The sequence below is a fragment of the Shewanella polaris genome (assembly GCF_006385555.1).
Classification (GTDB): domain Bacteria; phylum Pseudomonadota; class Gammaproteobacteria; order Enterobacterales; family Shewanellaceae; genus Shewanella; species Shewanella polaris.
The window spans coordinates 211,091-224,203 of sequence record NZ_CP041036.1 but is presented as its reverse complement, the minus strand read 5'-3'; the positions used below and the strand labels follow the sequence as shown (position 1 = coordinate 224,203).

Sequence of the window (13,113 nt, the reverse complement as noted above, 5' to 3'; positions counted from 1 at the left end):
AGATTTAGTACTCACTTAATTTAGTACCTACCTAATACTGCCGCTCACGGTGATAAAAATCGGAATTTCTGCAGCAAACATAAAAGGATCTTATGTTTATGGTGCCACATAGCAATCAACTCACATCGCCTTTGCTTACCACCTTTAAAAGCATCACTCTACTGTTAGCGCTGGCTTCTGGTTTATTCACGATCAACCCACTGCATGCGAACCACGAATTACAGGTAACTGAATCTACCCAAGCTATCTTTGGCAATTGGATAATAGACACGTCAGAGAAAATAACACTGTTGCAGTTAAATCCTGACCACAGTTACTTACACATCGAATTTAACTTGCTTGAACCACAAAATAGCGTCGCCGAATGGGGCCGAATAGACATACACCCCTCAGGCGTACGCTTTATCCCAAGCTATAGTAATAATTCGCGACAAGGCCTTGTTGCATATCAAATGAACCGTCCAAAACTACAAATGGCACTAACCCTAGAATCCGCAAAGTTAGTATTTACTATCGACACTAATGCTGACAGCGTGATGGATGAACAACACGATTATCAAGCCTACCCCATTCAATCAATCTACGGTGTATGGCACCAACAAATGACCTCAGCATTAAGCAGCTTGTTGTTACTCGACAATGGTTATTACGCCGTAGTGAATATTAACGTACACCAAGACCCGCAAGCGCATCCACATTACACTCACTTACAATGGGGACACTTCGATATCCAACAACACCAACTTTTCATCAGTCCTATTTTTGATAACCATCCACAGCAAAGTGTTAGTCAACTCGGCATACTGCAAAGCATTTTTTATCATCAACGCAGCCAACAATTAGCACTATCCTTTGACAGCGATAAAGACAACTTAAGTGACCGTTTCCAGCTATTTACGCGATAAACTTTCATTTACAGCTATTTAGTTACAATTTCTGCCACAATCAGCTATTCAAATTCAAGCGATTACACTTCATACTGAGTCATTACTTGTATCAATTTAGTGTTAAAAGGATATTTCATGGGCCAAGAAACCTCTAAGATTCTCGTTGTCGATGACGACATGAGATTGCGTTCATTATTAGAACGTTACTTGATTGAGCAAGGCTTCCAAGTTCGTAGCGCAGCCAATGCAGAACAAATGGATAGATTACTTGAACGTGAAAACTTCCATTTATTAGTACTCGATCTGATGCTGCCTGGCGAAGATGGCTTATCCATTTGCCGCCGTTTACGCCAGCAAGAGAACCCAATCCCGATCGTGATGCTCACAGCTAAAGGCGATGAAGTAGATCGTATTATCGGTCTAGAGCTTGGTGCAGATGATTATTTACCTAAACCATTTAATCCTCGCGAATTACTAGCACGTATTAATGCGGTCATGCGTCGCCAAATTGCCGAAGTGCCTGGCGCACCAGCGCAGCAAGAAGAAATGATTGAGTTTGGTGAGTTTTCACTAAACTTAGCCACCCGAGAAATGTTTCATGGTGACGAAAGTATTGCACTTACCAGCGGTGAGTTTGCTGTACTTAAAGTATTGGTAAACCACCCTCGCGAACCTTTGTCGCGTGATAAATTAATGAACCTTGCTCGTGGTCGTGATTATTCAGCTCTTGAGCGTTCAATTGATGTCCAAGTTTCACGCTTACGTCGTTTAATTGAAAAAGATGCTACTAACCCGCGATATATCCAAACGGTTTGGGGCTTAGGTTATGTATTTGTCCCCGACGGCACCACACGAAAATAATCAATGAAACTTAAGTTAAAATGGTGGCAACGCTTCTTACCCAGAAGCGCCTTTAGCCAAACAGTATTACTTATTGGCAGCTTATTGCTGATTAACCAATTAGTATCATATTGGTCGGTCGCCGTTTACTTTATAAAACCCAGTTACGAACAGATAAACCAACTTATCGCTCGTCAGATTAATATTTTATTTGTTGATGGAGTTGATGTTGGCCGTGAACACCTCACCATGGTTGACGCCTTAAATGCCAAAGTTCGCGACGATGGCATGACAGTTTACAACTTAAAACAAGCTCAAGAAGCTGGGCTGAGTCGAGCCACTTATTACAGTTTTTTGTCTGAGCAAATGTCGGTATACCTCGGCGGAGAGGCCGAAGTACGTTTTTCACAGGGCGAAAATCTTGATGTATGGATTAAGCCACCGCAAGCACCATCGTTATGGATTAAAGTACCACTGACCGGCATTAATGAATCAGACCTGTCTCCGCTAACATTATATTTATTAGTCATTGGCGCGCTCAGTGTCGCTGGCGGTTGGTTATTTGCCCGTAGGCAAAACCGCCCGTTAAAAAGATTACAGAAAGCCGCGGTCGCGGTATCAAAAGGTGATTTCCCTCCACCGCTACCATTAAGCGGTTCTACCGAAATAGTTGAAGTAACTCATGCCTTTAACCAAATGGCCAATAGCATGAAACAACTAGAGCAAGACCGCGCTTTACTGATGGCGGGTATATCACATGACTTACGCACACCATTGACCCGCATTAGATTAGCATCTGAAATGATGGTGGAAGACGATCAATATTTAAAAGATGGTATCGTCACCGACATTGAAGATATGGATTCGATTATTAACCAATTTATTGCTTATATTCGTAACGACCAAGAAGGCATTCGCGAGCCGGATCAAATTAATCGCCTAATACAAGAAATCAGCCAACAAGAATCGCACCGCGAAGGCACTATAGAATTATCTCTAGCTGACTGTCCCGACATTGCCATTAATAGTGTGGCAATCAAACGGGTATTAAGTAACTTGGTCGAAAATGCCTTTCGCTATGGTAATGGTTGGGTAAAAATCAGCTCATATAACCAAGGTAATTACCTATGCTTTAGCGTAGAAGACAATGGTCCAGGCATTGATGAAGCCGAAGTTGAGCATCTATTCCATCCTTTTACTCAAGGAGATGCAGCTCGCGGTAGTGTTGGGTCCGGATTAGGGCTGGCGATTATTAAACGCATTGTCGACCGTCATCATGGCAAAGTTATGTTGTCTAACCGCCCTCAAGGTGGCTTAAAAGCACAAGTATGGTTGCCGTTAATCGATAAAGAACAATATAGCTAAGCTAGCTTAAAGAATACTTATAAAAATGGGCACCTAATTAGATGCCCATTTTTTACATTCGCAATCGATTACTCACCGGTTACTTACCGACGGATAACATAGATTACAGTGCAGCCATTACTACTTCCGCGGTACTCACGCCAAATGACTTACCTTGTTCAACATTCAATAATGTCACTACGCCATTGTCGATGACCATGGCATAACGTTGTGAACGAATGCCACCAAAACCGGCTGTGTCCATGTCTAAACCTAATGCTTTAGTAAAGCTAGCATCACCGTCGGCTAGCATCATTAATTCAGAAGCATTTTGTGCTTCGCCCCATGCCTTCATGACAAATGCATCGTTAACGGCAACACAAGCAATAAGATCAACACCTTTGGCTTTAAACTCGTCTGCAAGTACAACATAACCTGGTAAATGTGCTTCAGAGCACGTTGGCGTAAATGCACCTGGCACAGCAAATAACACTACTTTTTTACCCGCAAATAATTCAGTCACATCGTGGTTAACCATGCCGTCTTTTGTCAGTTGGCTTAAGGTAGCTTTTGGTAAAGATTGTCCTGTAGCGATCATAATATTTCCTTGATTAATAATAAAAAAATAGCTTATCGTGGAGTTAAAACTCTACGACAGCCCATATATAAAATAGACAGTATTAATTCACACAACATCGACACTATTAGCCCAAACAGTAACCCTATGGCAATGGCATGTGGTTTCAATAAAATGACATAACTGTATGCCTGCCAAGTCTCTAATTGAATGTCTTTTTGTGGAGCCAATATTATTTGTTGATAAGGACTATAGCTATGTTGATTAAAACGGCTCAACGCTTGGGTCAATGATGTATAGCGTTGATAGAGTGATTCAATGCTTTCACCACCAGCACTGAATACTGGGTCGTTATTTTGTTGGTAATGGCGGATGAGTTTACTTATATCACCGGCAAAAAATCGGTCGGCATCACGCTGAAACTCGGCCAAACTTAGCTTAGCTTCAAGCTGGTGTGCTTCGAGTCGTTGACCGTATTGATCGACAAAGCCGGGAACTTGAATACCAATTAATACGCCACTCACAAATAGTACCAAACGAATGTAGTCCATTAAACGTCGTATCATGATGTCATCGAAAAATCAGTTGTAAACGAATCGCCACAATATCACCAATTACGCAAGTAAGCATCTTGAATAAACAGATGTTAACTTGCGTAACGGGTATGCCTTTTTCAAAGCTTATGTGGCCCAGTAGTAAGCATCAAGATTTTATTGATGCCGACTTAGCTCAACCATTATCTAGGTTTACTCAACCAGTAATACTCCTTTATACATCTGCATTTGGCAATGAAACGGATATTCACCTTTGGCTAACGCTGGCAGCGAAATTACCACAGGTTTATCAAGTGGTAACTCTTCGCTAATGTCCAAGTCTGGAAATAACAAACTTGCAGAGCACCCTGCTTTGTCTTGGCGTAAAAAAGTTAATTGCGTTGCAGTATTAGCCGGCACGGTTATTCTTGCCGGAGAGTAAACGCCGTCTTTAACCACAATAGCGTTATTTGCTTGATGAGTAGCGGCTTTGGGTTTATACAACCAAAACCACCAAACGATAAGGGCAATCAATGCCACACAAAATAAGTTAATTAATAGCATCATTCACTCCTAGTGTTGTTGGGGGGTAAAAAAGCGTAAACGATTGGCGTTGCTCACCACAGTTAATGATGAAAATGCCATTGCAGCACCAGCCACCACAGGATTAAGTAATACGCCAAACACTGGAAATAACACCCCAGCAGCGAGCGGAATACCCGCCGCATTGTAAATAAACGCACCCACTAGATTTTGTCTAATGTTGCCTAAAGTCGCTTTACTCACTGCTATGGCATCTGCTAAACCGTGTAGCGATCCCCGCATTAGCGTTATGTCGGCACTTTCAATCGCCACGTCCGTTCCGGTCCCAATAGCAAAGCCGACATTGGCTAAAGCCAGCGCTGGGGCATCATTAATACCATCGCCAGTCATGCCAACCACTTCACCTAAAGCTTGTAATTCGGCCACTTTTTTGGCTTTATCTTGTGGTAATACGTCGGCAAAAAAGTCATCTACACCCACTTTGGCAGCCACTGCAGTAGCTGTCGCGTGGTTATCCCCGGTAAGCATAATCACCTTAATACCACTGCTTTTAAGCCTTGCTATGGCGGCAACAGAATCAGCTTTAATCGGGTCAGCCACAGCAATCACTGCCGCTAGTTCACCATCGATAGCAAAATACATTGGCGTTTTGGCGTCTGCCGCTAACGCCTGTGCTTGTTGCTGATAATCGCTTAAGGCAATACCTTTCTCACGCATTAATTTCTCATTACCAAATAATAACTGAGCCGATTGATACTGAGCTTGGACACCAAATCCTGCAATAGCAGTAAAATTTTCAACATTGAATAAGGTTAATCCCTTATCCGTTGCTGCTTGGACAACAGCTTGCGCAAGCGGATGTTCGGAATGTTGCTCAATACTCGCGGCCAATTGCAATACCTGTTGTTCTTCGCGTCCATTCACCACTAAGATATCGGTGATTTTTGGTGCGCCTTCGGTAATCGTGCCGGTTTTATCTAAAATCATGGTGGTAATAGTCGATGCCGTTTGCAGAGCTTCACCATTACGAATAAGCACGCCAGATTCAGCGGCTTTACCTACACCTACCATCACCGACATGGGTGTTGCTAACCCTAACGCACACGGACAAGCGATGATTAAAATTGTCATCGCCGACACTATGGCGTATCCCACTGAGGGTTCAGGCCCAAAATTAAGCCATACCATGGCGCTGATAATGGCAATAATCATCATTGCAGGAACAAAATAGCTCGAAATAACATCTGCCATTCGACCAATTGGCGGTTTGGAGTTCTGCGCCCGTTTAACCATAGTAATAATGTGCGCCAAAGCGGTATCTTTACCGACACGTGTGGCGGTAAAAGTAAGTGATCCCAGTTTGTTTAATGTACCTGCGACCACATCATCATTAACGCTTTTTTCAACCGGAATAGGTTCACCCGTCAACATTGATTCATCAATAAAACTACTCCCCTCAACGACCACACCATCTACGGGAATTTTTTCACCTGGTCGAACACTGACTTTATCGTTTAATTGCACCAAGGCAATATCGATATCGACCGCTTTACCATTGCGGATCACTCTAGCCGTTTTAGCTTGTAAACCAATTAAGCGCTTAATCGCTGCCGAGGTTTTACCGCGCGCCTTGACCTCTAACGCGAGTCCAAGATTGATTAAACCAATGATCATCGCGGTTGCTTCAAAATAGACATGGCGCGCCATTTCTGGCAATAAATCTGGTGCAAATACCACCACCATAGAGTAAACCCACGCAGTGCCTGTTCCGAGCGCAATTAAGGTGTCCATATTGGCACTATGATGAGTAAATGATTTCCATGCGCCAGTATAAAAATGCTTGCCGGAGAAGAACATTATCCCTAAGGTCAGTACACCAATTGCTCCCCAAACCAGCTGTTGTATTGGGTTAGTAACGGTCATGTCACCAATAAACAAACCATAAATCATCAGTGGGATACCCACTGCCAATGCGACAATAGTGTGTTTTATTAGGCTTTTATAATATATTGCATCTGCCTGTTCTTTCTCATCAATAGCATCTGCACCACCTTGATCGTTAATCAAAATAGCGTGATAACCGGCTTTTTCAACGGCCTCAAGCAAACTAGCGACTTCAACCTCTCCGGTGACCATCACACTGCGATCGGCAAAGTTCATTTCAGCCTGCTCTACTTGCGCGACTGTTTTAAGTGCTTTCTCAATTTTGCCAACACAGCTGGCACAACCTGCACCCTCTATCAATAATTGTGTTGTTTGGGTATTCATTACAAAGACTCCTTATCACTAGCTTGACAATAAGTTTCATGGTTTGGATCAAATCCTTCGATCAAGTGGCAAACCATGGCACCAGTAGGGGCCAACGCTGGCAGATTTTCCCACTCGTTTACGGCTTTAGTTAGCCTATTACGTAACGTTAATGTTTCATTGAACAGTTTTTCAGTTTCGGCCAATTTTTGACTAATAAGTTGCTTCACCATGATACAAGCGCTTTCACCATGATCCGTTTTAGAAAAAATCACTTTAATTTCATCTACCGAAAAACCTAAGTTTCTGGCACTTAGAATAAATCGCATTCGCGATACTTCTTTGTCACGATAAAATTTATAACCATTGCTCGGTGATTTTGTCGGGACGAGCAGGCCTATTCGGGTATAAAAACGAATTGTGTCTGTGGTAACGCCCAATAAGGCTGCGAGTTCACTCACTTTCATAAAGACTCCTTGGGGTAACGACTGTATTGAATAATAAGATCTAGATAAATAAATCTACTGAACATATGCAACGACTGTAAACCTATGTGTAACACCCATGTCAAGCTACCAACAACCCTGGAAATAAAAAACGCCAATATGATCACTCATTTTGGCGTGGATACTTGATATATAAATTATCTAATGGTGAGTGCAAACTCCGCGTGCTGCGCATTCGCTGATGGGTTATTGATCCCAATCAGGGCTAAAGTCTGGCGTAGCCACACGATGATTTCGATCTAACCTATCGATCGCCGCCATGTCTTCTGACGGTAGCGATAACGCTAATGAGGCAATATTCGCTTGAATATTTACCAACTTAGTTGACGATGGAATAGTGACATAACCTTTTTGGCGCATCCACACTAATACCGCTTGAGCGGGTGTCATTTGGTGCTTCTTCGCAATCGCGACAATAGTGTCGTCAGTTAATACCGCACCATAAGCAAATGGCATATAACCAGTCACCATAATATTGTGCTGCTGACAGAATTCGACCAGTCGGTTATTTTGCAAATATGGATGTACTTCAACCTGATTAGTGAATATTGCGTCGGTACCTAAAATTTCAATCGCTTGTGTAACCTGGGCCATAGTGAAATTAGACACGCCAATGTGTTTCGCTAAACCAGCATCTTGCACCTCTTTTAATGCCAGTAAATACTCTCGCATAGGTACTGAATCATCGCGTAACGGCCAATGTATCAGTAACAAATCCACATAATCGGTTTGCAATAAAGCCAAGCTGTCATGCACGCTTTGAATAAGTTTGTCGTGGGCAAAACGATCCGTCCACACCTTAGTGGTGAGAAAAATATCTGCTCTTGCGATACCCGATGCCTTAATTGCATCGCCAACTTGTTTTTCATTGGCGTAAATCTGAGCGGTATCGATGTGACGAGAGCCTTGCTGTAACGCCATTAACACTGAATCAAATGCCTGTTGATCTTTAAGTCTGAAGGTACCTGTACCCAACAACGGAATAGTGGTCATATTGTCTTCCTAAAAACGGTATCTGAACTAACACTGTGCGCCAACTAGAAACAGAAATAAACAGCCCACGAGACAAATCTGTTTTGTTCAAATTGCAAATGTCGGTCAAAAGATCAAATCGCTCCCTTAGTTACAAGGTTAATCTCGGTTGAATAAACTCAATAAATGCAGAAATACGTCGCGCAACGATAGACGATTTGTAAAACACCGCATTCACTTGTTCACGCTCTATGTGAGTAAATTTATCCGACTGCAGTATGGGTACTAATCGACCAGCCGCTAGATCATTATTAGACAAGAAAACTAACGCTAGCAAGAATGCTTAAATGAGTATTCAAGCGAGTAGTTAAGGGGATAGTTAAGCAACGACATAAACGTCGATACTCAATATCACGCTTATGTCGATTCAATAGATTAACGCCAATTTTAGGTCGTACCTGCGACCTCAAATTAGTAGTTAACATTATGCTCACAGCCAGATGTTACAAACCCCAGTCGGCTTTAGGTAAATGATCCACAAACCAGTCAAATGCACGGCCTTGATGGTCTTTATGCCAAGCAATGTACAAACTTTGATTCGGTCTTGGAATTGAACACATTTTTTCAATCAACTCACCACTATCAAAGTAGCATTGCACCATGTGTCTGGGTACAAAACCAATACCTAGTCCTTGTAACTGTGCTGCTATCTTGGTTTCCATGGTGTTAACTTTAATCACTTGTTTGCTTTTAAAAAGGCCACTACTGCGAGTAGGTAAAAGTTGTGATGTATCGGCGACCACCACCGAAGCATAGTCAGTTAGTTTTTCGGCTTCTAATACGCCATCAACAAACGCCAATGGATGATGTGGCGCTACCGCAAACACAAATTCAATTTCGCCTATTTTATGGGTTTGAAACACACCTCGTGGTAACTCTCCAGAGGCACCAATTACAATATCGGCACGTCGGCTATGCAATGCATCCCAACCACCGCCAACGGCTTCAACATCCACACTAATGTCGACCGAGTGTTCTAGCTGATTAAATTGTTCAATTAATTGAAACAACTGACACTGGGGGATAACCGTATCGCGTGATAGCCTAATTTCGCTTTCCCAACCGGACTCTAATTGCTGCACAGAATCAACCAACCGATTGGTTGCTAACAAAATCTGTCGCCCTTGCTCTAATACAATTTTGCCTGCTGGCGTCAGTTGTGCTTTTTGCTTTGTTCGGTCAAATAACGCCGCGCCCATATCATCTTCAAGTTTTTTGATGGTATAAGTCAGCGCTGACGGTACTCGATATAACGATGCCGCAGCTGCAGCAAAACTGCCCTTGCGATCAATCGCATCTAAGGCTCGTAATGCGTCGATAGTGATCGGATTTTGCATCACCCCTCCTTATTCAAATAATTTGAACTTTAATGTCAGTTTATTCCGATTTTTTATTCTATCAAATCCCAATATACTTCTTATCAACCAGTGAGAGAGGCTCACTAGAAACAAACAATGTTTAAATTTATTGAGGATATATACCATGAAAGCACTCGTGAAACGCATTACAAACTCTACTGCAGGTTTTAGCACATTGGCATTACGTTTACCTGTTGGGGTTATTTTTATGGCTCATGGTGGTCAAAAGTTATTCGGATGGTTTGGCGGTTATGGCCTAGAAGGTACAGGACAGTGGATGGCATCAATTGGCATTGAGCCAGGTATATTAATGGCTTTCTTAGCGGGTTCAGCAGAATTGATAGGTGGATTGTTCATTTTACTGGGTTTACTTACCCGTCCAGCAGCCGCTGTATTAGCGTTCACCATGGTCATTGCCATTGCTAGCGTGCATATTAACAACGGGTTATTTATGGCAAACAATGGTTATGAATTTGCGTTAGCACTATTGGCTGCCAGTGTGTCACTTGCGTTATCAGGTTCAGGCAAGGTCGCAATCGATAACGCCATTACCGATAAATTATCTTAAATAAACCAAACGTCTGCTTAGTTTTTTAATTGTGCCTTAGGAGATAGTTATGATTACATTACGTCTTGCAAGTGAACGCGGAAAGGCCAACTTTGGTTGGTTGGACAGCAAACACAGTTTTTCATTTGGTAGCTACTATGATCCAGAGCAAATGGGCTTTTCAGCACTGCGAGTGATCAATGACGACAGTGTCACTCCTGGTGCCGGATTTGCCACTCACGGCCACCGTGACATGGAAATTATCAGCTACGTACTTGAAGGCTCTATCGCCCATAAAGACAGTGAAGGCAATGTTGAAGTATTGCCTGCAGGTGAGTTCCAATTAATGTCTGCTGGCAGTGGTATTACTCACAGTGAGTACAACGCATCCGCCACAGAGCCACTGAAGTTTTTACAAATTTGGATCCAGCCAAATACCTTAGGTAACACACCTGGATACCAACAAAAAAACTTTGGTCAAGCAGCGGGGTTAACGACGATTGCAACGCCAACGGGTGAAAACGGTACCTTACAAATCAAGCAAAATGCGATTTTGTCGCAATTGATTTTGGCGCCGCATTCAGAGTTGATTTACACGGTAGCAGCAACGCGAAAAGTCTATGTACATCAAGTTGCTGGTGAGTTAGTCGTAGACACTGAAATACTCGCTGCAGGTGATGGTGTAAAGATAACTGATGCACAAACGATTACGTTGAAAAACAATCAAGACGACCAGTCTACTGCATTAATATTTGATTTACCGTAACCTAATAGCTATGTGAATACTGCTTTTGCCTGCGATAGATTATCGCAGGCAAAAGCAGTCACTGATAACACAAGCCAATTAGTTTACTGTGATTGCGTTTTCTAACCGAGCGGTTTGATTGGTAGTAGTCAGTTTTACGGCAGTAAAAATACACACGGCAACCATTAATCCCATGCCAATCTGTACCCCTATGACACCATGGTATCCATTTTGCCATAACGCTAATATTTGCTCAGGAAACAATAACCAATCAGCCACAATCGTGATGATCAATATGCTACTGGTGAGCAACAGTAACTTGCTAATATGACGCTTAATATCATTCACTTTTAAGCTGCATAACATGACAGCTAACAGTGACGCGACAAAACACCCCACTAGCCATTCGCTTCGTCCATATAAGGTTGCAGGCAATAGCCGTTCACACAAAAAACCAACTGCTGTCGCCACAATAATGCCACCACAACCGCCAATCGTCATTCCTGTCACGATAGCAATACTGCGCGGTGAAGACTGGCGCTGAACACGACGTTTATCGAGCCATAACATGTTGCCCGCAACAATCATGGCACTGATCGCCATCGCCAAGATAAAGTACAAAATACGAATATCTACACCAGCAAAGTTACTGAAATGCAACGACACAAGCACATCTCGACCTTGACGAAATACATTATAGTTATCGGCGTTAACTTTATTTATTACGCTGCCATCTTGCACTCGATAAGTCACTTCATCACGTTGAGCAAAACTCGCTGTATCGGTACCACGCACTTGTACTAAGGCATTTTCAGCACCGTAATGATGGAAAATAATATTACGTAATTCAAAGTTAGGTTTCTGTTGAGTTTGCTCAATTAAATTGAACGCATTATCCATATCCAGTGGCGTTTCACTTCGAAGCTCAGTGGTACGATTAAAACCTGCATCATTAAACAATGCTTGTCGATCGCCCTGATAAATAAACACCACAAAAGCCAATTGAAACACTATGGCCAAGTTAAGGATCAAGCCGCTTAGCGCATACATCAAGGTAAAGGGAATGGTCATCACTCCTACTACGGTATGGAGATCGAGTAATTTATCTCGGCGCTGTTTATCGACTCGATACAAAAAGAAATGTTTCAGTAATTTACGTGCATGGATAAAAATTCCTGACACCAGTGCAAATAAAAATATCAACGCCACCATACCAATCAGGTAACTACCACCGGGTAGATCTAAGTTGTAATGCAGGTGATAAATAAACTGTGATAGATAAAAATCATCTTTACCCGCCACTGTGTCACCACTTTTAGGATCGACCAATATCGCCATTGAGTGACTATCAGACGGCGATTGTGCGCCAATAACATCTAAATAAAAGATATAATAAGGCACCAGTTCGGTAGGCATGTTAATCCGAAAACGACCATTATAATCAACCGGATATTCAGCCAACTTTTGCTCAACGAGTGTTGCTAACGGAATATCTACTTGGGTGTTATCGACTGGATGATGTGGCGTGATGGCCCATTGTGCAACTTCATCGTGAAACAAGGTCACCGCGCCGGCCCAAAATACCAAAAACAATAAAGGTGAAATAATTAACCCAAGCCAACTGTGGGCTTCGATAAGATTTTTAATGACTTTATGCTGTACGGGAGGATTAGATTTCATTGAGGTATTCATAACTTAGGTTTGAGAAAAAAATAACAACGCATTGATAAAGCTACTGGCCACAAGCCATTTTACGCACACGACACTCGCCGCCTTTGCGCTATTGCGGCTGTAACAGAATGCCATCACCCCAACCCACACACAAAAACCCAGCATTAGCCCAACAAATAGTTTTACATCTACAGCTGCGGGTAATATTCGAAAAACGATGAGTATTAAACTGATTGCCAGTAGTAATCCCCATAAAAAAGCGGCGAACGACTTGGGCCACATA

General features: G+C 42.5%; 15 protein-coding genes. 5 read left to right on the top strand and 10 right to left on the bottom strand.

Features of this window, described 5'->3' with window-relative positions; translation table 11 throughout:
- Nucleotides 1-98 precede the first annotated feature (98 nt).
- The 3 genes from FH971_RS00970 to envZ all read left to right on the top strand — a co-directional run bounded on the left by FH971_RS00970 (nt 99) and on the right by envZ (nt 3,092).
- Nucleotides 99-905 (top strand): hypothetical protein, encoded by an 807-nt coding sequence (locus FH971_RS00970; RefSeq protein WP_167495967.1) that lies wholly within the window; start codon nt 99-101, stop codon nt 903-905.
- 117 nt (nt 906-1,022) lie between these two features.
- Nucleotides 1,023-1,748: an osmolarity response regulator transcription factor OmpR gene (ompR, locus tag FH971_RS00965; RefSeq protein ID WP_140233020.1), complete on the top strand. Its 726-nt coding sequence runs from the start codon at nt 1,023-1,025 to the stop codon at nt 1,746-1,748.
- A gap of 3 nt (nt 1,749-1,751) precedes the next feature.
- Complete coding sequence (envZ, locus tag FH971_RS00960) at nt 1,752-3,092, top strand: two-component system sensor histidine kinase EnvZ (RefSeq protein WP_137223792.1); 1,341 nt, start codon at nt 1,752-1,754, stop codon at nt 3,090-3,092.
- 103 nt (nt 3,093-3,195) lie between these two features.
- Here envZ and FH971_RS00955 read toward each other — a convergent pair whose 3' ends face one another.
- The 8 genes from FH971_RS00955 to FH971_RS00920 all read right to left on the bottom strand — a co-directional run bounded on the left by FH971_RS00955 (nt 3,196) and on the right by FH971_RS00920 (nt 9,846).
- Complete coding sequence (locus FH971_RS00955; protein ID WP_140233018.1) at nt 3,196-3,669, bottom strand: peroxiredoxin; 474 nt, start codon at nt 3,667-3,669, stop codon at nt 3,196-3,198.
- A gap of 32 nt (nt 3,670-3,701) precedes the next feature.
- Entirely contained in the window at nt 3,702-4,214 is a 513-nt protein-coding gene (locus FH971_RS00950; protein ID WP_140233017.1) for a DUF2937 family protein, read from the bottom strand.
- A gap of 180 nt (nt 4,215-4,394) precedes the next feature.
- The gene (locus FH971_RS00945; RefSeq protein WP_137227368.1) at nt 4,395-4,745 is read right to left on the bottom strand and encodes a cupredoxin domain-containing protein; all 351 of its coding nucleotides are present in this window, start codon (nt 4,743-4,745) and stop codon (nt 4,395-4,397) included.
- A 9-nt stretch (nt 4,746-4,754) separates the two neighbouring features.
- A complete protein-coding gene (locus FH971_RS00940; RefSeq protein WP_140233015.1) occupies nt 4,755-6,992 on the bottom strand; it encodes a heavy metal translocating P-type ATPase in 2,238 nt (745 codons plus the stop codon).
- Complete coding sequence (locus tag FH971_RS00935; RefSeq protein WP_140233013.1) at nt 6,992-7,438, bottom strand: MerR family transcriptional regulator; 447 nt, start codon at nt 7,436-7,438, stop codon at nt 6,992-6,994. The genes FH971_RS00940 and FH971_RS00935 overlap by 1 nt, the downstream gene beginning before the upstream one ends.
- Nucleotides 7,439-7,663: 225 nt before the next feature.
- Nucleotides 7,664-8,470, bottom strand: a complete 807-nt coding sequence (dkgB, locus tag FH971_RS00930; RefSeq protein ID WP_140233011.1) for a 2,5-didehydrogluconate reductase DkgB — start codon at nt 8,468-8,470, stop codon at nt 7,664-7,666.
- A 130-nt stretch (nt 8,471-8,600) separates the two neighbouring features.
- Entirely contained in the window at nt 8,601-8,768 is a 168-nt protein-coding gene (locus FH971_RS00925; RefSeq protein ID WP_206194439.1) for a type 2 periplasmic-binding domain-containing protein, read from the bottom strand.
- A gap of 184 nt (nt 8,769-8,952) precedes the next feature.
- Entirely contained in the window at nt 8,953-9,846 is an 894-nt protein-coding gene (locus tag FH971_RS00920; RefSeq protein WP_140233009.1) for a LysR family transcriptional regulator, read from the bottom strand.
- A gap of 145 nt (nt 9,847-9,991) precedes the next feature.
- On the opposite strand from FH971_RS00920, the gene FH971_RS00915 reads away from it, so the two are divergent.
- On the top strand, nt 9,992-10,435 hold the full coding sequence (locus FH971_RS00915) for a DoxX family protein (RefSeq protein WP_140233008.1): 444 nt from the start codon (nt 9,992-9,994) through the stop codon (nt 10,433-10,435).
- 49 nt (nt 10,436-10,484) lie between these two features.
- Nucleotides 10,485-11,180 (top strand): pirin family protein, encoded by a 696-nt coding sequence (locus FH971_RS00910; RefSeq protein ID WP_140233006.1) that lies wholly within the window; start codon nt 10,485-10,487, stop codon nt 11,178-11,180.
- A 78-nt stretch (nt 11,181-11,258) separates the two neighbouring features.
- Here FH971_RS00910 and FH971_RS00905 read toward each other — a convergent pair whose 3' ends face one another.
- Complete coding sequence (locus FH971_RS00905) at nt 11,259-12,839, bottom strand: PepSY-associated TM helix domain-containing protein (protein ID WP_167495966.1); 1,581 nt, start codon at nt 12,837-12,839, stop codon at nt 11,259-11,261.
- Nucleotides 12,840-12,854: 15 nt separating this feature from the next.
- Nucleotides 12,855-13,112, bottom strand: coding sequence for a hypothetical protein (locus tag FH971_RS00900; RefSeq protein WP_137223808.1), 258 nt, complete (start codon nt 13,110-13,112; stop codon nt 12,855-12,857).
- Between the last annotated feature and the right edge of the window lies 1 nt (nt 13,113).

Excerpts from the sequence above, each read along its gene's own strand:
- dkgB (WP_140233011.1), bottom strand. The coding sequence starts at position 8,470 with ATGACCACTATTCCGTTGTTGGGTACAGGTACCTTCAGACTTAAAGAT.
- FH971_RS00945 (WP_137227368.1), bottom strand. The coding sequence starts at position 4,745 with ATGCTATTAATTAACTTATTTTGTGTGGCATTGATTGCCCTTATCGTT.
- FH971_RS00955 (WP_140233018.1), bottom strand. The coding sequence starts at position 3,669 with ATGATCGCTACAGGACAATCTTTACCAAAAGCTACCTTAAGCCAACTG.
- FH971_RS00900 (WP_137223808.1), bottom strand. The coding sequence starts at position 13,112 with ATGTGGCCCAAGTCGTTCGCCGCTTTTTTATGGGGATTACTACTGGCA.
- FH971_RS00950 (WP_140233017.1), bottom strand. The coding sequence starts at position 4,214 with ATGATACGACGTTTAATGGACTACATTCGTTTGGTACTATTTGTGAGT.
- FH971_RS00915 (WP_140233008.1), top strand. The coding sequence starts at position 9,992 with ATGAAAGCACTCGTGAAACGCATTACAAACTCTACTGCAGGTTTTAGC.
- envZ (WP_137223792.1), top strand. The coding sequence starts at position 1,752 with ATGAAACTTAAGTTAAAATGGTGGCAACGCTTCTTACCCAGAAGCGCC.
- FH971_RS00935 (WP_140233013.1), bottom strand. The coding sequence starts at position 7,438 with ATGAAAGTGAGTGAACTCGCAGCCTTATTGGGCGTTACCACAGACACA.
- FH971_RS00920 (WP_140233009.1), bottom strand. The coding sequence starts at position 9,846 with ATGCAAAATCCGATCACTATCGACGCATTACGAGCCTTAGATGCGATT.
- FH971_RS00940 (WP_140233015.1), bottom strand. The coding sequence starts at position 6,992 with ATGAATACCCAAACAACACAATTATTGATAGAGGGTGCAGGTTGTGCC.
- ompR (WP_140233020.1), top strand. The coding sequence starts at position 1,023 with ATGGGCCAAGAAACCTCTAAGATTCTCGTTGTCGATGACGACATGAGA.
- FH971_RS00970 (WP_167495967.1), top strand. The coding sequence starts at position 99 with ATGGTGCCACATAGCAATCAACTCACATCGCCTTTGCTTACCACCTTT.
- FH971_RS00905 (WP_167495966.1), bottom strand. The coding sequence starts at position 12,839 with ATGAAATCTAATCCTCCCGTACAGCATAAAGTCATTAAAAATCTTATC.
- FH971_RS00910 (WP_140233006.1), top strand. The coding sequence starts at position 10,485 with ATGATTACATTACGTCTTGCAAGTGAACGCGGAAAGGCCAACTTTGGT.